Source organism: Streptomyces sp. NPDC022552, from assembly GCF_055561875.1.
Genome location: NZ_JBVHGJ010000001.1, coordinates 855,038 through 877,104, shown reverse-complemented (window position 1 = coordinate 877,104; position 22,067 = coordinate 855,038). Strand labels below are relative to the sequence as shown.

Sequence of the window (22,067 nt, the reverse complement as noted above, 5' to 3'; positions counted from 1 at the left end):
CGCTACCCGGTGGCGGCCGGCGGGTCTGCCCACGGCAGGGGGTCGGCGGCGGCGAACGGCCACTCCAGGGCGTCGGGGTGACGGCGCATCTGGTCGGCGTACCAGCGGATCTGCTCGGTGTGGAGCGCGGGGCGGGACAGCCTGGCCACCGCTGGATACGAGTCCGCGATCACCTGGGCGACGGCGAGTGCCGCCCCCGCGTCGGAGGCCGGGTCTCCGGGGTGGGCGTGCGGGACGCCGTACCACGTGGTGACGGCGCGCAGGGAGCGGCTGCCGGGGCGGTAGCGGTCGGCGTGGCGGTCCAGGAGGAGGGGGTCGCAGACGGGGGCCACCCCGTGCGGGAGCCGGGCGGTGAGGGGGGCCAGGTCGTGGCGCCGGAGTTCGGCGTGCAGGGTCGTCAGGACGTGCGGGGCGAACCAGACGACCAGGACCTCGTTCGACGCCAGGTGATCGGTGAGGACGGTCGCGAGTTCGCCGAGGGCGTGGGGAGCGGGGATGCCGTCGGCGCGGGCCCGCTCGACGGCGGCGCCGATCCCCGTGCCGCGGTCCGGATATCGGAGATTGGATCCAGGATCCACGATCCAGTCCGCGTTCGCGCCGTCACTGGTCCGCACCGACGCGGCGAGGATCCGATCCACGGCCGCCCGGTATCCCGTGGTCACGATGTCCACCGCCATGAGGCGGCGGCGGTGCCAGCCCGGCAGGTCCTGCCGGGCCGGCGGCGCGTCCTCGGGCACGTGCCCCGGGTGGAAGACCTCCCAGCCGTCCTTGGGGCCGTGGCCGTGCCGCAGCACCCCCGCCCCGGCCGGCACGACGGCCCCGCAGACCGCGCAGCGGCCGTCGTAGTCGTTGGTGCGGTCGGGGTCGGAGGCGCCGGGGCTCATGTCGTCGCCGCACCGTCCCGGTACGCCTCGAGAAGCCGCAGCCATGCCTCGCTCAGCGTCGGATACGCCGGAACGGCGTGCCAGAGGCGGTCGATCGGCACCTCGCCCGCGACGGCCACGGTGGCCGAGTGGAGCAGTTCCCCGATTCCCGGCCCGACGAAGGTGACGCCGAGGACGATCTCGCGGTCCAGGTCGACGACCATCCGGGCGTGGCCTCGGTAGCCGTCGGCGTACAGACCGGCGCCCGCCACCGAGGTGAGGTCGAGATCGACGGCGCGGACCCGGTGACCGGCGCTCTCGGCCTCGGCGAGGGAGAGCCCGACCGCCGCGGCCTCGGGGTCGGTGAAGACGACCTGGGGTACGGCCGCGTGGTCGGCGGTGGCCGCGTGCGCGCCCCAGGCGTCGGTCTTCACGGCGGAGCCGTCGGCGGCGCGCGCGGCGATGGCCGCGCCGGCGATCCGCGCCTGGTACTTGCCCTGATGGGTCATCAGCGCCCGGCGGTTGACGTCCCCGACGGCGTACAGCCAGTCGCTGCCAGTGACCCGGAGGCTGTCGTCCACCGAGAGCCAGGATCCGGGCTCCAGGCCGACGGTCTCCAGACCGATGTCGTCGGTGCGCGGGCGCCGGCCCGTCGCGAACAGGACCTCGTCGCCCTCGATCCGGTCGCCGCCCTCCAGGACGACGGTGACCGGTCCGGTGCTCCCGTCGCGTACCACCGCGGCGACGGAGACGCCGGTACGGACGTCGGCGCCGCCCTCGGTGAGCGCATCGGCGACGTGCTCACCGACGAAGGGCTCCATGCGGGGCAGCAGCCCCTTGCCCCGTACCAGGACGGTCACGCGTGAGCCGAGCGCCTGCCAGGCGGTCGCCATCTCCGCGGCGACCACTCCCCCGCCGACCACGATCAGGTGGCCGGGAACCTCGTGCGAGCTGGTCGCCTCGCGGCTGGTCCAGGGCCGGGCCCCGGTCAGACCGGGCAGGTCGGGCAGCGCCGCGCGGCTGCCGGTGCACACGGCGACGGCGTGGCGGGCCGAGAGGAGGTGGCGATCGCCCTCGGGGCCTTCCACGACGACCTTCCGGGGGCCGTCGAGGCGGCCGTGGCCCCGGTAGAGGCGGGCGCCGGTGGAGTCGAGCCAGCCGACGGCGCCGTCGTCCTTCCAGTCGGAGACGTAGTAGTCACGGTGGGCGAGGACCGCCGCGGCGTCGAGCGGCCCCTGCACGAGCTGCCGCAGCCCGGGGACCTTGCGGGCGTCCGAGCGGGCGATGGCCGGGCGGAGCAGGGCCTTGCTCGGCATGCAGGCCCAGTACGAGCACTCGCCGCCCACCAGTTCGCTCTCCACCACGGCCACGCTCAGCCCCGCTGCCCTGGCCCGGTCCACCACGTTCTCGCCCACCGGTCCCGCGCCCAGGACCACCACGTCGTACTCCTGCTCCACCTCATGTGTCATGGGCCCCAGTCTGCTGGCAGGTGTGCGCCGTGGCCACAGGGGAAGGCGCGGCCGTGCGCGCCCGGAACGAGGGCCGTGCACCCTCGGAACAGCGTGGAATAGCGCGACTCGATACGCCGTTGTGCGGGGCGAGTCCCCAGGGGACCGTGAGGACACCCACCAGGAGACCCGGAGAGGTAGAAAACATGAGCACTGTTGAGCTCACCAAGGAAAACTTCGACCAGATCGTGAGCGACAACGAATTCGTTCTGATCGACTTCTGGGCTTCCTGGTGTGGTCCGTGCCGGCAGTTCGCGCCGGTCTACGAGGCGGCTTCCGAGCGCCACGAGGACCTGGTCTTCGCCAAGGTGGACACCGAGGCGCAGCAGGAACTGGCGGCCGCGTTCGAGATCCGCTCGATCCCGACGCTGATGATCGTCCGCGACAACGTGGCCGTGTTCGCCCAGCCCGGGGCGCTGCCGGAGGCGGCCCTCGAGGATGTGATCGGGCAGGCGCGCAAGCTGGACATGGACCAGGTGCGCAAGTCCATCGAGGACGCGCAGCAACAGCAGCAGCAGTAACCACCGCGTCGCGGGGGCGGTACGGGATGTCCCGTACCGCCCCCGCCGTGCGTCGTCGCTCCCCCGCCGAGCCCGCGTGCCCTGGAGCAGCGCTCCAGGGCCGGCCCGTGTAGGGGGATCAGCGCTCCCCGTGTGCGGGGATCAGCGCTCCAGGACCAGCGCGAGACCCTGGCCGACGCCGATGCACAGGGCCGCGAGTCCGGTACCCGAGCCGGCCGCCGCCAGCTGGTGGGCCACCGCGCCCGCGAGCCGCGCGCCGGAGGCGCCGAGCGGGTGTCCGATGGCGATGGCGCCGCCGCGCGGGTTGACGACGGCGGGATCGAGTCCGGGCCACTCGGCGAGGCAGCCGAGCGACTGGGCGGCGAAGGCCTCGTTGAGCTCGAACGTCGTCAGGTCGGCGAAGGAGCGGTCCGCCTTCCCGAGCGCGCGCCGGACCGCCTCCACCGGGCCGAGCCCGAAGAGCTGCGGCTCGATGCCGGTGACGGCGGAGGCGCGGATCCGGGCGAGCGGCTCGCGGCCGGTCTCCCGCAGGCCCTCCTCGTCGACCAGGAGCAGCGCGGCGGCACCGTCGTTGAGCGGCGAGGCGTTGCCCGCCGTCACGGTCCCGCCCTCGCGGCGGAAGGAGGGCTTCAGCTTGGCGAGCGCCTCGAGCGACGTGGTGTCGCGGATGCACTCGTCCCGGACGAGGTCCACTCCCTCGTAGGGCACCACCTCGCCGTCGTACAGCCCCTTCGCCCACGCCTCGGCCGCCTTCTGGTGGCTGGCCAGGGCGAAGGCGTCCTGCTGCTCGCGGGTGAGGGCGTGCTTGTCGGCGATCAGCTCAGCGCCCTCGCCGAGGCCGACGGTCCACTCGGCGGGCATCCTCGGGTTGGTCATGCGCCAGCCCAGCGTCGTGGAGTGGAGCTGCTGGTGGCCGGCCGGGAAGGCGCGCTCGGGCTTCTGCATGACCCAGGGCGCGCGGGACATCGACTCGACGCCTCCCGCGACGGCCACGGAGGCGTCGCCCACCGCGATGGCGCGCGCGGCCTGGATCACCGCCTCCAGGCCCGAGCCGCAGAGCCGGTTCACGGTGACGCCCGGCACGGAGGTGGGGAGCCCGGCGAGCAGGACGGCCATGCGGGCCACGTCGCGGTTGTCCTCGCCCGCGCCGTTGGCGTCGCCGAAGTAGACGTCGTCGATCCTGGCCGGGTCGAGGTCGGGCGTGCGGTTCACGAGCGACGCGACGACATGGGCGGCGAGGTCGTCGGGGCGTACGGAGGAGAGCGCGCCTCCGAACTTGCCGATCGGGGTGCGGACGGCGTCGACGATGTAGACGTCGCGGATGCTCATCGGTTCTCTCCCACGTGACCCGGGGCGGTCGGTCGCGTGCGCGTCGTCCGTGCGCCTGCGGTCGACCCTGGGTGCGTTCGCCTGGTGAATTTTCCTTCGTTGACGTGCGAGTCTCCGCCCGGCGGCGGCTTCTGTCAACGGTGCCCGACGGCGCGTACGTGGCGGATGAACCGATACGACGGGACTCCCGGTCAGGGGGCTCCCGGGGTCCTGACCAGCGCCGTCAGGCCGTAGTCGAGCTCACGGCCGTCGACGAGCAGCGCCTCGACCGTGCGGGTCTCCGGGTCGATGTCGGCGGTGATGCCGTGGCCCTCGTAGCGCGGGTAGCCCGAGGAGCCCGTGCGGCCCGTCGCCTCCACGACCGCGGTCCGGACCGCGCTGTCCTCCACGGAGGCACCGCCCCGGTCCTCCACGTGCTCGGCGACGAGCAGGATCTCGAAACGCCGCGGAACTGTACTCATGCTTCGACGCTAAGCCGCTTCACGGCCCGCCGCCCGGCGCCCGCCCCTCGCGACCGTCGCGCGGCCGGATCGGGCCCCGCGCTCAGCTGGAGTCGCGGGGGACGACCCGCGAGGCCATCAGGTCCTGTGCCAGGGGCGCGCTCTCCGGGTCGCGGACCGCGCTGTCGACGAGTTCGGCGAGGTGCCGGCCGATCACCATGTCGATCTGCACCGTCGTCAGCCGCGGCCGCAGCAGCCGCCCGAGCAGCAGGTCGTCCGAGCCGACGATCGCCGTGTCGTCCGGGACGGAGATCCCCGCGTCCTGCAGGGCCCGCATCAGCAGCATCGCGTACTCGTCGTTGTACGCGAACACCGCGTCGAGGCCGAGTGCGCGCCAGCGTCCCGCGAGCTCGTTCGCCGCCTCCTCCTCGTACCGCAGCGGCAGCGGTACGACGGTGGCGTCCGTCCCCGTCACCGCCTGCCGGGCGCCTTCGAGCCGCGGCCCGGAGAACATCTCGAGCCCCGGCTCCTCCGGGACCACCACGCCGATCCGGCGCCGGCCCCGCTCCAGGAGGTGCTCGACGGCGACGCGGCCCACCCGCCCCTGGTCCATGACGAGGGCGTGCGCGCCCTTGACGCGGTGCGGGCCGACGGTGATGACGGCCTTCGCCCCGGACCGCTTGAGGATCTCGACGCCGTGCGGGGAGAGCTGGACCTCGCCGAGCGAGACCACCGCGACCGGGCGGAGCTCCGCCCAGGCGCGCGCGGCCTCGTCCCCCTCCAGGCCGAGGCTGCCGTACTGCACGACGGTGTAGTCGAGCCGCCGCAGGGCCCACTGCAGCTCGTTGAAGAACCGGCTGTAGAGGGGGCCGATCGGCACGTGCGCGGTGGGCAGCAGCACCATCCGGCTGTGACCGGCGCGGAGACTGCGCGCCGCCGCGTGCGGGACGTAGCCCAGCTCCTCGGCCGCCTCCCGCACCCGCCGGCGGGTGGGCTCGCTGATCCGCACGGCCGCGGTGTTGTTCAGCACGTACGAGACGGTCGCTCTGGACACTCCCGCGAGCCGCGCCACATCGGCGCTCGTCGGGACGGGACGTTCGGCGGACTTCTCGGGTGACTGGCTCATCGCTCCGGCATCTTTCCAGACCAATCCGGACCAGGGTCTGGCGGATGGCCGGATTCGAGTGCTACACAATGCTGACGCGTGTCACTGACACGTGTCAGCACTCGCACATCCGCTCCTCGCCCCCGCATCGGGCGATCTTCACCAGGAGGGCACCGTGGCCCTTTCCTCCCCCGGAACCGGACCCGAAACCGGACCCGAAACGGGACCCGGAGCAGGACTCGGACTCCGCACCGGAACCGACACCGGCACCGCCACCCGCGCCACCGGCTCCGGCTCCGGCTCCGAGCCCCGCCCCACCCGCGGTCTCCTGTCCCTCCTCCTCGCCGGGAACACGGCGATGTACGCGCTGTACATCGGCGTCCCCGGGCTCCTCCTCGCGCTGCAGATCGAGGACATCGACCCCGCGAACAAGGTGGCCAACTTCGGCCTGGTCTCCGGTGTCTCCGCGATCTTCGCGACGGTCTTCAACCCGGTCGCCGGCGCGCTGTCGGACCGCTCGGGCCGCCGTAACCCGTGGATCCTCGCGGGCGGACTGCTCGCGATCCCGGTGATGTTCCTGCTCGGCAGCGTGCACACGATCCTGCTGGTGATGATCGCCTGGTGTCTGGGCCAGGCCGTCATGAACATCTACCAGGCCGCGATCACCTCCGTGGTGCCCGACCGAGTACCTCTCGCCTCGCGCGGCAAGGCCTCGGCCGCCGTCGGGCTGGGCCTGCCGATCGGCTCCACCGTCGGCGCGCTGATCGGTGCGGCGTTCTCGGAGAACTACCGCACCGGCTATCTGGTCTTCGGCCTGATCGTGGCCGCCACGGCCGTCCTGTTCACCACCTGCGCCCCCGAGCGGCGGATGCCCGCCAAGGCTCCCCTGCCCGTGAAGCAGCAGATCGCCGCCTTCGGCAGCGCGCTGAAGGACCACGACTTCCGCTGGGCGTTCATCGGCCGCGCGCTGCTCGTCCTCGGCTACTTCGCGGTCGCCGGCTTCCAGCTGTACATCCTCAAGGACCATACCGATCTGCCGGGCGGACTCACCCCCGAGGAGGCGGTGGCGATCCTGATGCCGGTCAACTCCGTCGCCATGGTGGTCTCCACCGTCCTGGGCGGATGGCTCTCCGACCGCTACGACCGCCGCAAGCTGTTCGTCGGCGCCTCCGCCGCGCTGGCCGCGGTCGCGCTCGTCATCCCGGCCGTCTCGACGAGCTGGACCGCGATGCTCGTCTTCTCCGTCGTCAACGGCCTCGGTTTCGGCAGCTACATGGCCGTGGACACGGCCCTGGTCACCATGGTGCTGCCGAAGGCGGAGGACGCGGCCCGCGACATGGGCGTGCTCAATGTGGCGAACGCCGGGCCGCAGATCGTCGCCCCCTTCGTCGCCTCGCTCATCGTCTCGCTCAGTGGCGGATACACGGCCCTCTTCGTGGTCGCCGCCGTACTGTCGGTCCTCGGGGCACTCGCCGTGCGCCCGATCCGTACCGTGCGCTGACCGAGAGGCAACGACGTGCACCTGCACACGACCACCTGGGGATCCGGCGACCGGGTCGCCCTGCTGATCCACGGCATCATGTCCGACCACCGCACCTGGCGGCGGGTCGGACCGGCCCTGGCCGAACAGGGCTACCGGGTGGTCGCGGTGGATCTGCGCGGCCACGGTGCCAGCGGCCGGGCCGCCGGGCCCGAGGCGTACACACCGGAGGACTACGCCGACGACCTCGTCGAAACCCTGCCCATGGGGGCCGAGTTGGCGATCGGACACTCGCTCGGCGCGCTGACCCTGGCAGCGGCCGTGGAGCGGCTGGCCCCGCGGCGCGCGGTCTACGTCGACCCTGCCTGGCACCTGCCGGTCGGGGACGCGAGCATCCGCGCCCAGCTGTTCCTCCAGGCCAAGCGGCTCACCCGCGAGCACATCCGGGTCTTCAACCCCCGCTGGGCGGAGGAGGATCTGGACATCGAGATCGATACGGTCCGGCTCTGGGACGAGCGCACGGCGCACAGCCTCGTGGCACTCGTGGGCAGGGACATGTGGCCCTCGAAACCGGTCGTCCCGTCGCTGGTTACCCTCGCCGATCCGAGCAGGCTGGTGACCGCCGACGACGCCCGGATGCTCGCGGAGCGCGGCTTCGAACTCCGTACGGTCGTGGGCGCGGGGCACACCGTCCACCGCGACGACTTCGACGGGTTCATGACCGCCCTGAAGGGGTGGATCTGACGTACCGTGTGGTCATGGACGACGTCTCGATGGTGGGCATGCTCGGCCGGGTCACCGGCACCGTCGGGCCGGGACTCGTCGGCGAGGTGATCGTCCGGATCCGGGGCGGAGCCGAGCACTTCCTCGCGTACGCGGCCGACGCCAGGGAACGGATCAGTCTCGGTACGGTCGTGATGGTCGTGGAACATCTCCCTCCACGCACCGTCTATGTCACAGCCGCGTACGACGGTTGACCGATCCATTGAGCGCCCGTCCGGCGAGGCGCACACTCCCTTCACCGGATCCGCACGGCTCCGGTGAAGGGGGAGCTGCCCATGGGAATCGGCATCCTGGCGGGCGGCGCTGTCGTCGCCGTCCTCGTCCTCATCGCTCTGTTCAAACTCATGTGGCGCGTCGCGGAACCCAACGAGGCGCTGATCATCTCCGGCTCCAACCACAAGATGGAGGGGCTCGGCGAGGGCATGGGCTTCCGGATCGTCACCGGGCGCGGCACGCTCGTGATGCCGGGCGTCCAGGCCGTACGGAAGCTGTCGCTCGATCTCAACGAGACCCAGTTGCAGGTGGAGTGCGTCACCCACCAGGGCATTCCGCTCAAGGTCCGCGGTGTGGTGATCTTCAAGGTGGGCGACGACTTCGTGTCGATCGCCAACGCCGCCCGCCGTTTCCTCGACCAGCAGAAGCTGATGTCGGAGCGGGTGCACATCGTCTTCGCCGGTCATCTCCGCGCCATCGTCGGCGGGTTGACGGTGGAGGACATGATCCGTGACCGCGAGAAGCTGACCGGGCAGGCCCGTTCGGCCTGTGGCACGGAGATGGAGAAGCTCGGTCTGATCGTGGACTCGCTGCAGATCCACGAGATCGAGGACCCCACCGGGTACATCAAGAACCTGGCCGCGCCGCACGCCGCGGCCGTGCAGCGCGACGCCCGGATCGCGCAGGCGGAGGCCAACCGGCGCGCCACCGAGGCCGAGCAGCAGGCCGCGGCCCGGATGTCGGAGGCCACCCGGGACAGCGAGATCCTGCAGGCGGGCTATCAGGCCGAGCGGGATCAGGCTTCCGCGAAGGCCCGGCAGGCCGGTCCGCTCGCGGAGGCGGCGGCGCGCCAGGAGGTCGTCGTCCAGGAGACCCGGGTCGCCGAGCTGGAGGGGCACCGCAAGGAGCAGCAGCTCCAGGCGGAGGTCCGCAAGCCCGCGGACGCGATGGCGTACGAGACCCGGACACTGGCCGAGGCCGAGCGCGACGCCCGGATCTCGGCGGCGCAGGCGGAGGCCAAGGAGACCGAGCTGGCGAGCGCGGCCAAGGCCACCGCGACCCGGCTCACCGGTGAGGCGGAGGCGGCGGCCCAGCACGCGAAGGGTCTGGCCGTGGCCGAGGCGATGCGCGCCAAGGGTCTCGCGGAGGCCGAGTCGATCAAGGCGCGGGCGGCGGCCCTGGCCGAGAACCAGGAGGCCGTGGTCGCTCAGCAGCTGGCCGAGAAGTGGCCGGAGATCGTCGAGGCCGGCGCGTCGGCCTTCGGCAATGTGGACCAGATGGTCCTGCTGAACGGTGCCGACGGCATGGCGGAGGTGTTCGCCAAGGCGCTGACCATGGGCGGGACGGGTCTGGGGCTCGCTCGTCAGCTGCTCTCGACGATGAATCCGGGTGCCCAGGCGGCGGTGGTGCCCTCGGTGAACGGCGCGACCCCGCCCGCTCCGCGGACGGAGGCGATCGAGGTCGGCGACGACCGGGAGTAGCCGTACGGGAGCGGGACAGAACGGGCCCGGCGCCGTACCGGCGTCGGGCCCTCGTCGTGTCGTCGCCGGATCTCGGCCGGCCACAGGGGGTTCGCGCCGGGCCGATCACGGCGTCGGGCCGATCACCACGAGGCTGACACCACAAGGCCGGCCGGCGGAGGGCTGCCCGCGCAACGCGGTTCCGTGGAAGGTCAGTTGTGGCCGAACTTCCGTTCCTTCTTGTGGGACACCTGCTCGATGATCGGCCGCGGGGTCTCACGTACGGCCGGTGTCTGTTCCTTCGTCGCCTCGGTCCTGTGCTCGTGGCCGCCCGTACGGGCACCGCGGTTCACCCGGGTCTGTTTCTTGCCCACGATCGTGCCTCCTGTACCGGAAATGCGGACGCTGGGGCCGTTTTCAGCCTCGCACGGGGGTACGGACGGCGCATGTCAGGGACGGTGCGCCCCCGCCGGGCCCTACGGTGGTCCCCGTGACGACCTTCCAGTACTCCACGACAGAGGCCGACCCTCACGCGATCGGCCCTGTCCGCACGTCCTACGCCCCGGACCGTGACGGTGCCCCGGATCCCGGGGAGATCGTCTGGACCTGGGTGCCCTTCGAGGAGAACGACGGTCGGGGCAAGGACCGGCCGGTGCTCGTGGTGGCCCGGGAGGCGGCGGGAACGCTGCTCGCCGTGCAGTTGTCCAGCAAGCGGCATGATGACGATCGCGAGTGGGTGGCGATCGGGGTGGGTGACTGGGACAGCGCGCGGCGCGAGTCCTGGGTGGATCTGGACCGGGTGCTGCGGGTCCACGAGGCGGGGATGCGGCGCGAGGCGTGTGCCCTGGACCGGCCGCGCTTCGACCGGGTGGTGGCGCGCCTGATCGAGCGCTACGGGTGGTCGTAGCCGGTCAGCCGCCCGTGACGACCCGCTGGAACGCGCCGAGCGTCGTCCGGTCCGCCGTACGGTCGAGAATCGCGAAGACGATCTCGTCGAAGTGGCCGGCGAACCGGCCGCCGTCCATGAGCAGTGCCCGGAACGCGGCCGCGACCTCGGCCGGGTCGTTCTGGAAGACGCCGCAGCCCCAGGCGCCGAGGACGAGCCGCCGGTAGCCGCCCGCCACGGCCGTCTCCAGGACCCGCTCGGCGCGGGCTGCGAGGGCGGCCGGGACGCGGTCGGCGAGCTCGGGCGTCTGCCGGCGGATCACACCCGCGTTGGGCGCGGGCGAGGTGAGGAAGCCGACCGTGAAGGGCTCGTCCATCAGTCCGCCGCGGTCGTCGCGGAAGACGGGGACGCCGGGCGAGTGGATCACACGGTCCGTGTAGAAGGCGTCCCTCTCGGCCCGGTGGTGCGTGTAGTACTCGGGGGCGCGCAGGAGGGTCGTGTAGAGGGCGGAGGCCCGGCAGAGGGCCTCTTCCTGGGCCTGGGCGCCGTTCAGATATCCCCCACCGGGGTTACGGGCCGAGGCAAAGTTCAGGACGGCCACCGGTGTGGCCGGATCCGCCCTGGTCAGGCGCTGCGCGGCGACGAGGCTGCTCTCGTCGGTGACCTCGACGGAGGTGCCGCGGTCGGTGTCCGGGGTGACCGGCAGGGCCTCGGGGCCGTACAGCTTCGTGCCGGCGAGCGCGGCGCGCAGCGCCTCCTCGATGGAGACCGCCCGGCCGCCGGAGGCCCGGTACCGGCCCGCCTCGACGATCTCCTCGGTCTGCTTCGCGATCCCCCGCAGTCGTGCGCTCATGAACGCAAGCATGATCGATTCCGTTGACCGTGGGCAACGGGATATTCACCATGGGGCCGGTGAGGCGCTCTTGCACGCCCGTCAGTGGTGGCTTTAGGTGGAATCAGCGCCTCACGGAACAGGAGGAAACGACATGTCGTCGAGCGGCATACCGCAGAGCGGTCAGGGCCTCAGCGTGGACGAGGCCGAAGACCTGCTGCGATGTATCTGCTTCAAGACGGGTCCGCCCCGCACGGTCGGGGCGGAAGTGGAATGGCTCGTCCACGAGCTGCGTGACCCGCGGCTTCCCGTCCCGCCCGAGCGACTGGCCCTGGCCGTCGACACCGTACGGTCCCTGCCCCTGGCCTCGGCCATCACCCTCGAACCCGGCGGACAGCTGGAGCTCAGCTCGCCGCCCGCCGGTTCGCTCATGAGCTGCGTCGACACTCTCTCGGCCGATCTTCGCGCGGTGCGCGACGCACTCTCCCCCCTCGGACTCTCCCTCAACGGGTACGGGGTCGATCCCTGGAACGCGCCGCGCGAGCGGATTCTGCGTGAGCCCCGCTACGACGCGATGGAGACCGCTCTCGACCGTGCGGGCCCCGCGGGCCGGGCCATGATGCGGGACTCTGCGTCGGTGCAGGTCTGTCTGGACGCCGGTCACGAGGAGCCGGGTCCGCTCGGCTACCACCGCCGCTGGCAGCTGGCGCATCTGCTGGGAGCGGTGCTGGTGGCGGCGTTCGCCAACTCACCCGTCCACGGCGGGCGTCGGACCGGCTGGCGCTCGACCAGACAGGCCCTGTGGACGGACCTCGATCCGGCGCGGGCGCTCGCCCCGCCCCCGGACGGCGAGCCGCGTGCCGCCTGGGCCGCGCATGTGCTGGACACCCCGGTGATGTGCGTGCGCGGGGCGGAGACGCCCTGGGACGTCCCGGAGGGGCTGACCTTCCGGGAGTGGCTGCGCACCGGGCGTCCGCGACCGGCCGACGAGGACGATCTGCGCTATCACCTGACCACTCTCTTCCCGCCGGTGCGGCCTCGCGGGCATCTGGAGCTACGGATGATCGACGCCCAGCCCGGGCCGGACGGCTGGGTCGTGCCGGTCGCCGTGACCACGGCGCTCTTCGAGGATCCGGAGGCGGCCGAGACGGTGTACCGGGCCGTCAAGCCCCTGACGGAGCGTGCGGGTCCGCTCGCCGCGCCGCGCAATCCGCTCTGGCTGGCGGCGGCGCGGGACGGGCTCACCGATCCCGAGCTGCACGCCGCCGCGCTGGTCGCGTTCGGCGCCGCTCTGGAGGCGCTGCCCCGGATCGGGGCGAGCGAGACCGTCCAGCATACGGTGGCCGACTTCCACGAGCGGCATGTACGGACCGGCAGCTGTCCCGCCGACGAGCACCTGGAGGTGGCGTGATGACCGTGACCGACGACCCGACGGCACTGCGGCGGCGGGCGCTTGAGGCGCTCACCACCGCGCGGGCCCGCACCGCGCTGCTCACCTCGTGCGTCGAGGACGACGAACTCACCGCGCAGCACTCCCCGTTGATGTCTCCGCTGGTGTGGGACCTGGCCCATATCGGCAACCAGGAGGAGCAGTGGCTGTGGCGGACGGTCGCCGGGCGGGACGCGCTGCGCCCGGAGATCGACTCGATCTACGACGCCTTCGAGCACCCCCGTGCCTCCCGTCCCACCCTTCCGCTGCTCGCACCCGCCGAGGCCCGCTCCTACGCCTCGGACGTACGGGGCCGGGTCCTGGACATCCTGGGGAGCACCCCGCTGGAGGGCCGGCCGCTGGTGGAGGCGGGGTTCGCCTTCGGGATGATCGCCCAGCACGAACAGCAGCACGACGAGACGATGCTGATCACCCATCAGCTGCGGAAGGGTCCGCAGGCGCTCACCGCTCCCCCGCCGCCCGCCACGGACATCGGCCCCCTTCCGGCCGAAGTCCTGGTTCCCGGCGGCTCGTTCACGATGGGCACCTCGGACGAGGCATGGGCGCTGGACAACGAGCGTCCGGCGCACACCCGGGTCGTCCCGGGGTTCTTCATCGACACCGTGCCGGTCACCAACGGCGCCTACATGGCCTTCGTCGCGGACGGCGGGTACACGGACGAGCGCTGGTGGCAGGCCGAGGGCTGGGAGCAGGTCCGCAGGCACGGCATCGGGGCGCCGCTGTTCTGGCGGCGTGACGGCGGGCAGTGGCTGCGCCGCCGGTTCGGTGTGACGGAGCCGGTGCCCGAGGACGAGCCGGTCGTGCACGTCAGCTGGTACGAGGCGGACGCCTACGCCCGCTGGGCCGGGCGCCGGCTGCCCACGGAGGCCGAGTGGGAGAAGGCGGCCCGGCACGACCCGACGACGGGGCGCTCGCGCCGGTACCCCTGGGGCGACGCCGACCCCGAGCCCGACCACGCCAATCTCGGGCAGCGGCACCTGCGGCCCGCCCCGGCCGGCAGCTACCCCGAGGGCGCCTCACCCCTCGGAGTACGGCAGTTGATCGGGGACGTGTGGGAGTGGACGTCGAGCGACTTCCTGCCGTATCCGGGGTTCACCGCCTTCCCGTACAAGGAGTACTCGGAGGTGTTCTTCGGCCCCGCGCACAAGGTGCTGCGCGGCGGGTCGTTCGCGGTGGACCCGGTGGCCTGCCGGGGCACGTTCCGCAACTGGGACCTGCCGGTGCGGCGCCAGATCTTCTCCGGTTTCCGGACCGCACGCGATGCGGAGCGCTCCTGATGTGCCGCCATATCGCCTTCGTCGGCGATCCGTTGGCGCTCGGTGAGCTGCTGCTGCGGCCGCCGTTCTCACTGGAGCGCCAGGCGTGGCAGCCGCGGATGCAGAGCAGCGGCCTGGTGAACGCGGACGGCTTCGGTGTCGGCTGGTACGCCGACGGTGACACGGTGCCGGCTCGCTACCGCCGCGCCGTGCCGGTCTGGGGAGATCTCACCCTGGCCGATCTCGGGCGGGTGGTGCGCACGGGCGCCCTGCTCGCGGCGGTCCGGGGCGCCACCCGGCCGGGCGCGGACGGGGAGGCCGCGGCGGCCCCGTTCGCGGCCGGGCCGTGGCTCTTCAGCCACAACGGGGCGGTCGAGGGCTGGCCGGGCTCGCTGACCGGCCTTGCCGCGTCGCTGTCGGCCGCGGAGCTGCTCGCCCTGGAGGCCCGTACGGACTCGGCGCTGGTGTGGGCCCTGGTGCTGCACCGGCTGCGGGCCGGTGACGCGCCGGGGCAGGCGCTCGCCGACACCGTACGGGAGGTCGCCGAGGCCGCCCCGGGGTCCCGGCTCAACCTGTTGCTCACCGACGGTACGGAGATCACCGCGACGAGCTGGGGGAACTCCCTGTGGTACCTGAGGCGTCGCGACCGCGTGGTCGTGGCCTCCGAGCCGTACGACGACGATCCGCGCTGGCACGAGGTGCCGGACCGCACGCTACTGACCGCCACCCGTACCGACGTCACCCTCACCTCGCTCAAGGAGCCGTCCTCGTGAGCCCGTTCCAGCTGACCCGCACCCTTCCCGAGGACGCCACGGAGGCCGATCTGCGCGCCGACGTGCTCCATGGTCTGACCCGCATGCCGAAGGAACTGCCGCCGAAGTGGTTCTACGACGCGCGCGGCAGTGAACTGTTCGAGGAGATCACCCGGCTCCCCGAGTACTACCCGACCCGTGCCGAGCGGGAGATCCTGATCGACCGGGCCCATGAGATCGCGGCGGTGACGGGGGCCCGGACCCTGGTCGAGCTGGGCTCGGGCTCCTCGGAGAAGACCCGCTTCCTGATCGACGCGCTGCTGCCGGAGCTGGACAGCTATGTGCCGGTGGACGTGAGCGAGTCGGCGCTGAAGGGGGCGGCCGACGCTCTGCTCGCGGAGCGGCCGGGACTCCACATCCACGCCCTGGTCGCCGATTTCACGCGGGGGCTCGCCCTGCCGGGGACTCCGGGGCCGCGCCTGGTGGCGTTCCTCGGGGGCACGATCGGCAACCTGCTGCCCGCCGAGCGCACGGTGTTCCTGCGCTCGGTACGGGCGATGCTGGCGCCGGGCGACGCGCTGCTGCTCGGCACGGACCTGGTGAAGGACGAGGCGACGCTGGTCGCCGCGTACGACGACGCGGCGGGGGTGACGGCGGAGTTCAACAAGAACGTGCTGGCCGTGATCGCCCGTGAGCTGGACGCGGACGTGCGGCCGGACGACTTCGACCATGTGGCGCGCTGGGACCGGGACCGGGAGTGGATCGAGATGCGGCTGCGGGCGCGTCACGCGCTCACGGTCAAGATCCCGGAGCTGGATCTTGTGGTGCCGTTCGAGGAGGGCGAGGAGATTCGGACGGAGGTGTCGGCGAAGTTCCGTCAGGCCGGTGTGCGGGCGGAGCTGGCCGAGGCCGGGCTGGAGCTGACCCGCTGGTGGACGGACAAGGAGGGGCGGTTCGCGCTGTCGCTGGCGACGGCTCTCTGAGCCGCATGGGCGAGCGCGCGACGGTTCGGATACTGGACGCTGGATATCGGATCCAGTATCCGAATCTCCGCGGTGAGTCCGCGGGCCGTCGCGATCCGCCACAGTGAGGCGGCCAGCGGATCGTCTCCCACGAAGGCGGCGGGGCCGACGGGCCGGTACTCCAGCCGTACCGGCTGGACCGGCGCGGAGGCGTCGATGGCGGCCTGGAACGCGGCGTGCCGGAAGGCGCCCCCGCCCCGGCCGCACCAGGTCGACCCCTCGGGGAAGACGACCACCCGGCCGCCGTCCGCCATCGCCCCGGCCATCGTGCGTACGGTCGCGGGCAGGGCCCGCAGCCGGTCGCGGTCGATGAAGAGGGTGCCGCCCCGCGCCGCGAGCGGGCCGAGCACCGGCCAGGTCCGGACCTCCCGCTTGGCGAGCATGCGTCCGGGCAGGACGGTGGCGACGAGCGGGATGTCCAGCCACGAGATGTGGTTGGCGACGACCAGCAGCGGCCCGTCCGCCGGGACGGGGCCGCCGGTGACCTTCATGCGGACGCCGAAGGCCAGGATCACCAGCCGGCACCACCGGCGGACGAGCGCCCGCCTGCCGGCGGCGGGCAGCGGCGCCGCCAGGGGTGCGAGCAGCACCCCGGCGAGGACGGCGGCGATGCCCATGATCAGCCGGAGCGCGGCCAGGGCGGGCCCGACGGCCGGGGAGGCGTGCCGGGCGCAGTCGGCGGGCGCGCACGGCGCCGTCGGCAGCCAGGGCGAGACGGGGCCGGCGGTGGTCACTGTGCCGGGGCGAGGGAGAGGAAGTGGCGGAGGTAGCGGGGGTTGGTGTTGCGCAGCGACAGCAGGACGTAGAGGTCGGCGACGCCGAAGTCCACGTCGTGCGCGGGCGCACCGCAGACCCAGGCGCCGAGCCGGAGGTAGCCGCGGAGGAGCGGCGGGAGCTCGACGCGGCCCTCGGGGCGGGTGACGCCGTCGGGGGTCCAGAGCTTGTGCGGGGTGACCCAGTACTCCTCGGGGGCGAGGTGCTTGGTCCTGACGGTGTCCCAGGTGGCGGCGGCGAGCGTGCCCCCGTCGGCCAGCGGTACCGAGCAGCACCCGGCGAGCCAGTTGTGGCCGGTCCGCGTCATGTAGCGGGCGAGTCCGGCCCAGATGAGGGCGATGACGGCGCCGTTGCGGTGGGCGGGGTGGACGCAGGAGCGGCCGACCTCGACGAGGTCGTCGCGGATCGGGCCGAGGCGGCCGAGGTCGAACTCGCTCTCGGAGTACAGGCGCCCGATGATCCGGGCGCGGTCGGGCGGCAGCACGCGGTACGTGCCGACCACGTCGCCGGTGGCCTCCTCGCGTACGAGCAGGTGGTCGCAGTAGGCGTCGAAGGCGTCGATGTCGAGGCCCGGCTCCGGACCGTCGAGGTGGGCGCCCATCTCGCCGGCGAAGACCTGGTGGCGCAGGCGCTGGGCGGCGCGGACGTCGTCCTGGTCGCGGGCGAGGCAGACGATGTAGCGAGGCTGCTCCTCGGTGGCGCGGTCGGCGGCCGCGGGCTGCGGCTGCGCCGGGACCCCGTGGAGGGGGACGGTCGTGAGGGGGACACCGGCGGGGACGGGGACAGCGGGTGCGACAGTGGCTGCGGGTGACGGTGCGGGCATGTCGGGCTCCTCCGGCGTACGGAAGGGGGACGGTGAGGGCCGGACCGGGAGAGCGGTGGTCCGGCTCCTTACTTCTTCCGTGGCCGATTGGATTCGACATGACCGTGCGGCGGATCGCGGGTGTGTAGGTGCTGAATGCTGGTCGGCGGACCCCGCGTGGCCTGGTTCTTCGGTGTCCGGCCCGGCTCTACTCGCCGAGGGTCTGGGTGATCTTCTCCGAGGCGGACCGGGCGGCCTTCTTCGGGTTCTCGCCCTGGAGGACGGCCGTCATGTAGGGCTTGATCGGGTTGGCCGCCTCGACGTCGGCCCACTGCGGGGAGTTCGGTGTGGCCCGGCCGCGGGCGGCCGCGACGGCCATGACGGCGGTGGCCTCCTGGCCCTCGACGACGGACGCGAGGGAGGTCTTGTTGGGGACGTTGTTCATGGCCCGGGCCAGTTCCGTCTGCCACTTCTCGCCGGCGAGCGCCTTGACGACCTCGATCGCCGCGTTCCGTTCCGGCGCGTTCTCCGGCACGATCAGGTCGGAGCCTCCGGTGAAGACGGCGCAGGGCTGTCCGGCCTTCTTGCCCGGTATCGGGAAGAAGCCGAGCTTGTCCTCGAGTCCGGGGTTGGCCTTGGTGATGGCGGCGACGACGCTGGGCGTGGCGATGATCTGGGCGACGTCACCCTGGGCGAAGACCTCGGCCTGTGGCGGCGTCTGCTCGTCCGCGTCCTTGGGACCGGAGCCGAGGGACTGGAGCTCCTTGTAGAAGTCCATGCCGCGCAGCGCGGCGGGGCTGTCCAGGGCGCCGGTCCAGTCGCCGCCCTTGTCCTCGGCGAGTTCGCCGCCCTCGTCCCAGATGAATCCGGCGAGCGTGTACCAGTCCTGTCCCGCGAGGTAGATGCCCTGGGAGCCGTTGCGGTTGAGCTTCTCGGTGTCGTCGAGCCACTGGGCCCGGGTGGTGGGCGGTTTGGTGACACCGGCCTGCGCGAAGAGGTCCTTGTGGTAGATCACGACGCGGTTGGCGGCGTACCAGGGGATGCCGTACTGGGATCCGCCGATGCGTCCGGGCTCGGCGAGGCCGGGCAGCCAGTCCTCGCTGCCGAGGTCGCGTACGGACTCCAGTGTCAGGTCGTAGAGCTTGTCGGTGTCGGCGTACTGGGCGACCTGGGTGTTGCCCACCTCGATGACGTCGGGCCCGCCCTCGCCACGGATCGCCTCGGTGACCTTCTTTCCGATGCCCGTCCATTCCTGGATGGTGAATTCCAGCTCGACGCCCTCATGTTCGGCCTCGTAGGCAGCCTCGAAGCGCTGGAGGAAGTCCTCACTGGCGCTGTCGCGCATCAGCCATACGTTCACCGTTCGGGACCCGGCCTCGTCGCCGGGGAGGAGCCCGCAGCCCGCGAGGGCGAGGGCGGTCGCGGCTGCCAGGGGACAGGCCAGGTGGCGGTTCTTCACGTAGGTCACCTTCTGCGTTCCATGAATGGAGCACGGCATGGGGAGCTGACCCGTCGTGGGGGGACCGAACGGCGTGTTCGTGCGGGTGCGTGGCCTGGATTCTGGTCTGGACCAACCAAGTGGTCAAGCCCCGGTCGATCCGGTTCCGGGCAGGTGCACGGGGCACACCTGCCCGTTACCGCGGGTAGGGCCGGTGAACTAGACGGCCGGTACGGAGTCCTCGAAGGCCGTGCCCGCCGTGCGGTAGGCGGCCACCTTGGCGGCCACCTGTGCCGGGCTCAGGACCTGGTCCTTCACATGCAGGACGTAGTCGACCTTCTGGTCGTAGGACCGCGGCGTGGTCGACGTCTGGCCCTGGAGGTCGATGAGCCACTGGTTGAAGTTGATGGACATGGGGCGCTCGGGGAGATAGCGGGCGTCGTGGCGGCCGAACTCCTGGCCGTCGACGTAGTACACGATCGTGCTGTCGTCGATGGTCAGGACGAGGTCGTGCCAGCCGGCGTAGCTCGCGCGGACCTCGGAGTGCTGGTTCACCGCCTCCCACGGGTCGGGCCGGTAGGTCTCCCACGAGGTCGTGTAGAGGATGTTGGCGGGCTCGCCCCAGCCGCCGTTGGGCAGGTACTCGAAGTCGTACTCGGCGTAGTCGTCCGCCATCGGCGCCTTGAGGTCGTTGATCGTGAAGAAGGTCTGGACGAGGCGGTCGCCGTCCGGCCCGGAGACCGGCGCGTCGGAGAAGCGGACCCGCGCGGCGTACGTACCGTTCCTGAACTTCGTCGACCGGGTCAGGATCTCGGTCTGCCTGGTCGACTCGGCGGTTCCGGCGGTCGAGGTCCGCAGGTTCATGATCGAGTTCGTGCCCTCCTTGGCGAAGGTCACGTTCTCGGCCGCCCAGGTGGCGCCGGGGACGCCCGGTCCGCCGGAGTTGGACCGCACGCTCCAGCCGTGGGCGGAGATCGCGGGATCGGTGTGGCCGGTGTAGGCGAAGTCGTCGAAGAGGCTGCCGCCGCCGGTCGGGGGCGGGGTGGTCGGATCCGTCGGGGTCGGAGTGGGCTCGTTGCCCGCGGGTGCCGTGCCCCAGACCACGACGCCGCCGACGGTCGCCGTGACCTTGCTCCAGTTGGCGTACGTCGTCTGGGACGGGCCGAAGGAGTAGTCGTCGCTCTGGTTCAGCGGCTGCCAGTTGGAGCGGTGGAAGCGCAGCTGCATGTCGCCGGTGTCGGCGCCGGGAGCGAGACTTCCGGCGCCCGCGGTGAAGCCGACCTCCAGATAGCGGTCGGCGGTGGCGGTGGGGTTGGCGAGGGTGCCGAAGGTTCCGGTGAGGTTCGCGCAGCCCTTGACCGCCCAGGAGCAGGCGTAGGTGTACGAGGCTCCCGCGTCGGCCTTGAAGTAGTACCGCAGCTTCACCTGGCTCAACGGGACGCTCGACGAACCGGAGTTGACCACCTTGAACCAGGGCTCGACCTGGTCGCTCCCGGTGGCGCTCTGCCGGTACTGGACGGTGACGACCTCGCCCGCCGCGGCCGCCGGAAGGGCGGTCAGGGCGGTGGCGCCGAGGCCGGTCACGGCGGCGACGGCGAGTGCGGCGCGCATCCGCAGCGCTCGGGTGCTCTTCGGTTCACTCATCGGGTTTCCTCTCCTAGGTGGTGACGGGGGCGGGGGAAAGGCGGCGCGGCACCCCGAGGGCGTCGAGCCGGGTCCTGTGGTGGCGCAGCCGCGCCAGGAAGCCGTTCCAGTCGCCGCGTCCGGTCCAGGCGACCTCCGCGAGGGCGCAGAGCCGGGGGAAGGTCAGGTACTCGGCGTGCGCGGCGGTGGGCACGTACTCCGTCCACAACTGGGCCTGTGCGCCGAGCACCTGGGCCGTCTCCGCGGCGCTCCAGTGGGCGGGTGCCGGGTCGGTGCCGTGGACGGTGCGCAGGTCGACGACGGCGCCGGGCTGGCCCGGCGGCTCGTCGGAACGTGCCGACTGGGGGTAGTCGAGATAGGTGGTGCGGTGCGGCGCCATGACGACGCGGTGGCCGCGGCGGGCGGCGGTGCGGCCGTGTGCCGTGTCGCGCCAGGGCATGACGGTGAAGTACGGCGGGAGGTCGGCGCCGGTCTCGGTCCAGCCGAGCGGCCGTCGGCCGGCGTCGAGGAGATGGCCGCCGATCCGCTCCATGAACCAGCCGTGCAGGGCTTCCGGCCCGTCGAGTCCCTCCTCGGCGGCGCGCCGGCGCGCGGCGGGCGAGGCGTGCCATTCGGTGCTCGGGCACTCCTCCCCGCCGACATGGACGTACGGGGAGGGGAAGACGTCCATCACCTCGTCGAGGACGTCGCGGCAGAAGTCCAGGACCTCGTCGTGGACGCCGAGGACGGTGTCGCACACGCCCCAGCGGTCCCAGACGTCGAGGGTGCGGTCCGGCCGGTTGCCGAGCGCGGGGTAGGCGGCGAGCGCGGCCCTGACGTGGCCGGGCATCTCGATCTCCGGGACGACGGTGACGCCGCGCTCGGCGGCGTGCCGTATCAGGGCGGTGAGTTCGGCACGGGTGTAGGCGCCGCCGTGCGGGTGGCCGCCGATCTCGGTGAGCCGGGGACGGGCCGCGACAGGCATGCGCCAGCCCTGGTCGTCGGTGAGGTGGAGGTGGAGGACGTTGAGTTTGTGGAGGGCGAGGAGGTCGACGTAGCGGTGGAGGAAGGAGACGGGCCGGAAGTGGCGGGCGACGTCGAGCATGGCTCCGCGCCAGGGGAACCGGGGTGTGTCGGTGATCTGCGCACAGGGGACGGACCAGGTGATGCCGGGCTCGGGCACGTCGTGAAGGGCCTGTACGGGCAGGAGCTGACGGAGTGTCTGGACACCGGCGAGGAGCCCTTCGGGGCGGGCAGCACGCATCAGCACACCCGCGGCGCCGATGGTCAGGCCGTACCCCTCGTCGCCCAGGCCGGTGAGGGCGGGGTCGAGGGCGAGGACGACGGTGCCGTCGGACCGTTCGGGGAGGGGCAGACCGGTGGCCGGCCCGAGCAGGGTGCGCAGCAGCCGGGCGGCCCCTTCGGCGCCGGGGGCGATCTTGAGCGCGGTGGCGTCGTCGAAGGTGAATCTGCCGGGCAGCGGGTGAAGTTGGGTGGGATGAGGAACGAGTGGGGGCAGGCGCATGGCGT

At 72.3% G+C, this 22,067-nt stretch carries 22 protein-coding genes; 10 read left to right on the top strand and 12 right to left on the bottom strand.

Features of this window, described 5'->3' with window-relative positions; translation table 11 throughout:
* Positions 1-2 precede the first annotated feature (2 nt).
* Positions 3-884, bottom strand: coding sequence for a 3'-5' exonuclease family protein (locus ACZ3OF_RS04045; protein ID WP_467302591.1), 882 nt, complete (start codon positions 882-884; stop codon positions 3-5).
* Entirely contained in the window at positions 881-2,332 is a 1,452-nt protein-coding gene (locus tag ACZ3OF_RS04040) for a dihydrolipoyl dehydrogenase family protein (RefSeq protein ID WP_361666401.1), read from the bottom strand. Before ACZ3OF_RS04040 ends, ACZ3OF_RS04045 begins: the two co-directional genes overlap by 4 nt.
* Before the next feature lie 185 nt (positions 2,333-2,517).
* Here ACZ3OF_RS04040 and trxA point away from each other — a divergent pair, with 185 nt between their 5' ends.
* Positions 2,518-2,892: a thioredoxin gene (gene trxA / locus ACZ3OF_RS04035; protein WP_467302589.1), complete on the top strand. Its 375-nt coding sequence runs from the start codon at positions 2,518-2,520 to the stop codon at positions 2,890-2,892.
* Positions 2,893-3,033: 141 nt separating this feature from the next.
* On the opposite strand, the gene ACZ3OF_RS04030 is transcribed toward trxA, so the two are convergent.
* The 3 genes from ACZ3OF_RS04030 to ACZ3OF_RS04020 form a co-directional block, all read right to left on the bottom strand.
* The gene (locus ACZ3OF_RS04030; RefSeq protein ID WP_361666404.1) at positions 3,034-4,221 is read right to left on the bottom strand and encodes a thiolase family protein; all 1,188 of its coding nucleotides are present in this window, start codon (positions 4,219-4,221) and stop codon (positions 3,034-3,036) included.
* Positions 4,222-4,412: 191 nt separating this feature from the next.
* Positions 4,413-4,682 carry a hypothetical protein gene (locus ACZ3OF_RS04025; protein ID WP_361666405.1) on the bottom strand — a complete coding sequence of 90 codons (270 nt, stop codon included), beginning with the start codon at positions 4,680-4,682 and terminating at the stop codon, positions 4,413-4,415.
* An 82-nt stretch (positions 4,683-4,764) separates the two neighbouring features.
* A complete protein-coding gene (locus ACZ3OF_RS04020; RefSeq protein WP_361666406.1) occupies positions 4,765-5,787 on the bottom strand; it encodes a LacI family DNA-binding transcriptional regulator in 1,023 nt (340 codons plus the stop codon).
* A 154-nt stretch (positions 5,788-5,941) separates the two neighbouring features.
* On the opposite strand from ACZ3OF_RS04020, the gene ACZ3OF_RS04015 reads away from it, so the two are divergent.
* The 4 genes from ACZ3OF_RS04015 (at position 5,942) to ACZ3OF_RS04000 (ending at position 9,723) form a co-directional block, all read left to right on the top strand.
* The gene (locus ACZ3OF_RS04015; RefSeq protein ID WP_467302585.1) at positions 5,942-7,267 is read left to right on the top strand and encodes an MFS transporter; all 1,326 of its coding nucleotides are present in this window, start codon (positions 5,942-5,944) and stop codon (positions 7,265-7,267) included.
* A gap of 15 nt (positions 7,268-7,282) precedes the next feature.
* Complete coding sequence (locus ACZ3OF_RS04010) at positions 7,283-7,990, top strand: alpha/beta fold hydrolase (RefSeq protein WP_467302583.1); 708 nt, start codon at positions 7,283-7,285, stop codon at positions 7,988-7,990.
* 14 nt (positions 7,991-8,004) lie between these two features.
* A complete protein-coding gene (locus ACZ3OF_RS04005; RefSeq protein ID WP_361666412.1) occupies positions 8,005-8,223 on the top strand; it encodes a hypothetical protein in 219 nt (72 codons plus the stop codon).
* A gap of 81 nt (positions 8,224-8,304) precedes the next feature.
* Positions 8,305-9,723: a flotillin family protein gene (locus tag ACZ3OF_RS04000; RefSeq protein ID WP_467302581.1), complete on the top strand. Its 1,419-nt coding sequence runs from the start codon at positions 8,305-8,307 to the stop codon at positions 9,721-9,723.
* A gap of 191 nt (positions 9,724-9,914) precedes the next feature.
* On the opposite strand, the gene ACZ3OF_RS03995 is transcribed toward ACZ3OF_RS04000, so the two are convergent.
* The gene (locus ACZ3OF_RS03995) at positions 9,915-10,076 is read right to left on the bottom strand and encodes a hypothetical protein (RefSeq protein WP_361431316.1); all 162 of its coding nucleotides are present in this window, start codon (positions 10,074-10,076) and stop codon (positions 9,915-9,917) included.
* A gap of 107 nt (positions 10,077-10,183) precedes the next feature.
* On the opposite strand from ACZ3OF_RS03995, the gene ACZ3OF_RS03990 reads away from it, so the two are divergent.
* Positions 10,184-10,609: a type II toxin-antitoxin system PemK/MazF family toxin gene (locus ACZ3OF_RS03990; RefSeq protein WP_467302580.1), complete on the top strand. Its 426-nt coding sequence runs from the start codon at positions 10,184-10,186 to the stop codon at positions 10,607-10,609.
* 4 nt (positions 10,610-10,613) lie between these two features.
* Here the strand turns inward: ACZ3OF_RS03990 and ACZ3OF_RS03985 are convergent, their stop codons facing one another.
* The gene (locus ACZ3OF_RS03985) at positions 10,614-11,441 is read right to left on the bottom strand and encodes a TIGR02452 family protein (RefSeq protein WP_467302579.1); all 828 of its coding nucleotides are present in this window, start codon (positions 11,439-11,441) and stop codon (positions 10,614-10,616) included.
* Positions 11,442-11,574: 133 nt separating this feature from the next.
* On the opposite strand from ACZ3OF_RS03985, the gene egtA reads away from it, so the two are divergent.
* From egtA to egtD, 4 genes are read left to right on the top strand one after another with little or no spacing between them, the layout of a single operon-like run.
* Entirely contained in the window at positions 11,575-12,831 is a 1,257-nt protein-coding gene (egtA, locus tag ACZ3OF_RS03980; RefSeq protein ID WP_467302577.1) for an ergothioneine biosynthesis glutamate--cysteine ligase EgtA, read from the top strand.
* Positions 12,831-14,147, top strand: coding sequence for an ergothioneine biosynthesis protein EgtB (gene egtB / locus ACZ3OF_RS03975; RefSeq protein WP_361666419.1), 1,317 nt, complete (start codon positions 12,831-12,833; stop codon positions 14,145-14,147). The genes egtA and egtB overlap by 1 nt, the downstream gene beginning before the upstream one ends.
* A complete protein-coding gene (gene egtC / locus ACZ3OF_RS03970) occupies positions 14,147-14,899 on the top strand; it encodes an ergothioneine biosynthesis protein EgtC (RefSeq protein ID WP_361666420.1) in 753 nt (250 codons plus the stop codon). Before egtB ends, egtC begins: the two co-directional genes overlap by 1 nt.
* Positions 14,896-15,861 (top strand): L-histidine N(alpha)-methyltransferase, encoded by a 966-nt coding sequence (gene egtD / locus ACZ3OF_RS03965; protein ID WP_361666422.1) that lies wholly within the window; start codon positions 14,896-14,898, stop codon positions 15,859-15,861. The genes egtC and egtD overlap by 4 nt, the downstream gene beginning before the upstream one ends.
* Here egtD and ACZ3OF_RS03960 read toward each other — a convergent pair.
* The 5 genes from ACZ3OF_RS03960 to ACZ3OF_RS03940 form a co-directional block, all read right to left on the bottom strand.
* Positions 15,756-16,634, bottom strand: a complete 879-nt coding sequence (locus ACZ3OF_RS03960) for a lysophospholipid acyltransferase family protein (protein ID WP_361666423.1) — start codon at positions 16,632-16,634, stop codon at positions 15,756-15,758. The two genes, egtD and ACZ3OF_RS03960, sit on opposite strands and share 106 nt — an antisense overlap.
* Positions 16,631-17,497: a GNAT family N-acyltransferase gene (locus tag ACZ3OF_RS03955; RefSeq protein ID WP_361666425.1), complete on the bottom strand. Its 867-nt coding sequence runs from the start codon at positions 17,495-17,497 to the stop codon at positions 16,631-16,633. The genes ACZ3OF_RS03960 and ACZ3OF_RS03955 overlap by 4 nt, the downstream gene beginning before the upstream one ends.
* Before the next feature lie 187 nt (positions 17,498-17,684).
* Complete coding sequence (locus tag ACZ3OF_RS03950; protein WP_361666427.1) at positions 17,685-18,935, bottom strand: extracellular solute-binding protein; 1,251 nt, start codon at positions 18,933-18,935, stop codon at positions 17,685-17,687.
* A 198-nt stretch (positions 18,936-19,133) separates the two neighbouring features.
* A complete protein-coding gene (locus ACZ3OF_RS03945; protein WP_467302573.1) occupies positions 19,134-20,558 on the bottom strand; it encodes a cellulose binding domain-containing protein in 1,425 nt (474 codons plus the stop codon).
* A 13-nt stretch (positions 20,559-20,571) separates the two neighbouring features.
* Positions 20,572-22,062, bottom strand: coding sequence for a beta-N-acetylhexosaminidase (locus ACZ3OF_RS03940; RefSeq protein ID WP_467302571.1), 1,491 nt, complete (start codon positions 22,060-22,062; stop codon positions 20,572-20,574).
* Positions 22,063-22,067 lie beyond the last annotated feature (5 nt).

Coding starts and splice junctions, on each gene's coding strand:
- ACZ3OF_RS04045 (WP_467302591.1), bottom strand. CDS start 884: ATGAGCCCCGGCGCCTCCGACCCCGACCGCACCAACGACTACGACGGC.
- ACZ3OF_RS04040 (WP_361666401.1), bottom strand. CDS start 2,332: ATGACACATGAGGTGGAGCAGGAGTACGACGTGGTGGTCCTGGGCGCG.
- trxA (WP_467302589.1), top strand. CDS start 2,518: ATGAGCACTGTTGAGCTCACCAAGGAAAACTTCGACCAGATCGTGAGC.
- ACZ3OF_RS04030 (WP_361666404.1), bottom strand. CDS start 4,221: ATGAGCATCCGCGACGTCTACATCGTCGACGCCGTCCGCACCCCGATC.
- ACZ3OF_RS04025 (WP_361666405.1), bottom strand. CDS start 4,682: ATGAGTACAGTTCCGCGGCGTTTCGAGATCCTGCTCGTCGCCGAGCAC.
- ACZ3OF_RS04020 (WP_361666406.1), bottom strand. CDS start 5,787: ATGAGCCAGTCACCCGAGAAGTCCGCCGAACGTCCCGTCCCGACGAGC.
- ACZ3OF_RS04005 (WP_361666412.1), top strand. CDS start 8,005: ATGGACGACGTCTCGATGGTGGGCATGCTCGGCCGGGTCACCGGCACC.
- ACZ3OF_RS04000 (WP_467302581.1), top strand. CDS start 8,305: ATGGGAATCGGCATCCTGGCGGGCGGCGCTGTCGTCGCCGTCCTCGTC.
- ACZ3OF_RS03985 (WP_467302579.1), bottom strand. CDS start 11,441: ATGAGCGCACGACTGCGGGGGATCGCGAAGCAGACCGAGGAGATCGTC.
- egtA (WP_467302577.1), top strand. CDS start 11,575: ATGTCGTCGAGCGGCATACCGCAGAGCGGTCAGGGCCTCAGCGTGGAC.
- egtB (WP_361666419.1), top strand. CDS start 12,831: ATGACCGTGACCGACGACCCGACGGCACTGCGGCGGCGGGCGCTTGAG.
- egtC (WP_361666420.1), top strand. CDS start 14,147: ATGTGCCGCCATATCGCCTTCGTCGGCGATCCGTTGGCGCTCGGTGAG.
- ACZ3OF_RS03955 (WP_361666425.1), bottom strand. CDS start 17,497: ATGCCCGCACCGTCACCCGCAGCCACTGTCGCACCCGCTGTCCCCGTC.
- ACZ3OF_RS03945 (WP_467302573.1), bottom strand. CDS start 20,558: ATGAGTGAACCGAAGAGCACCCGAGCGCTGCGGATGCGCGCCGCACTC.
- ACZ3OF_RS03940 (WP_467302571.1), bottom strand. CDS start 22,062: ATGCGCCTGCCCCCACTCGTTCCTCATCCCACCCAACTTCACCCGCTG.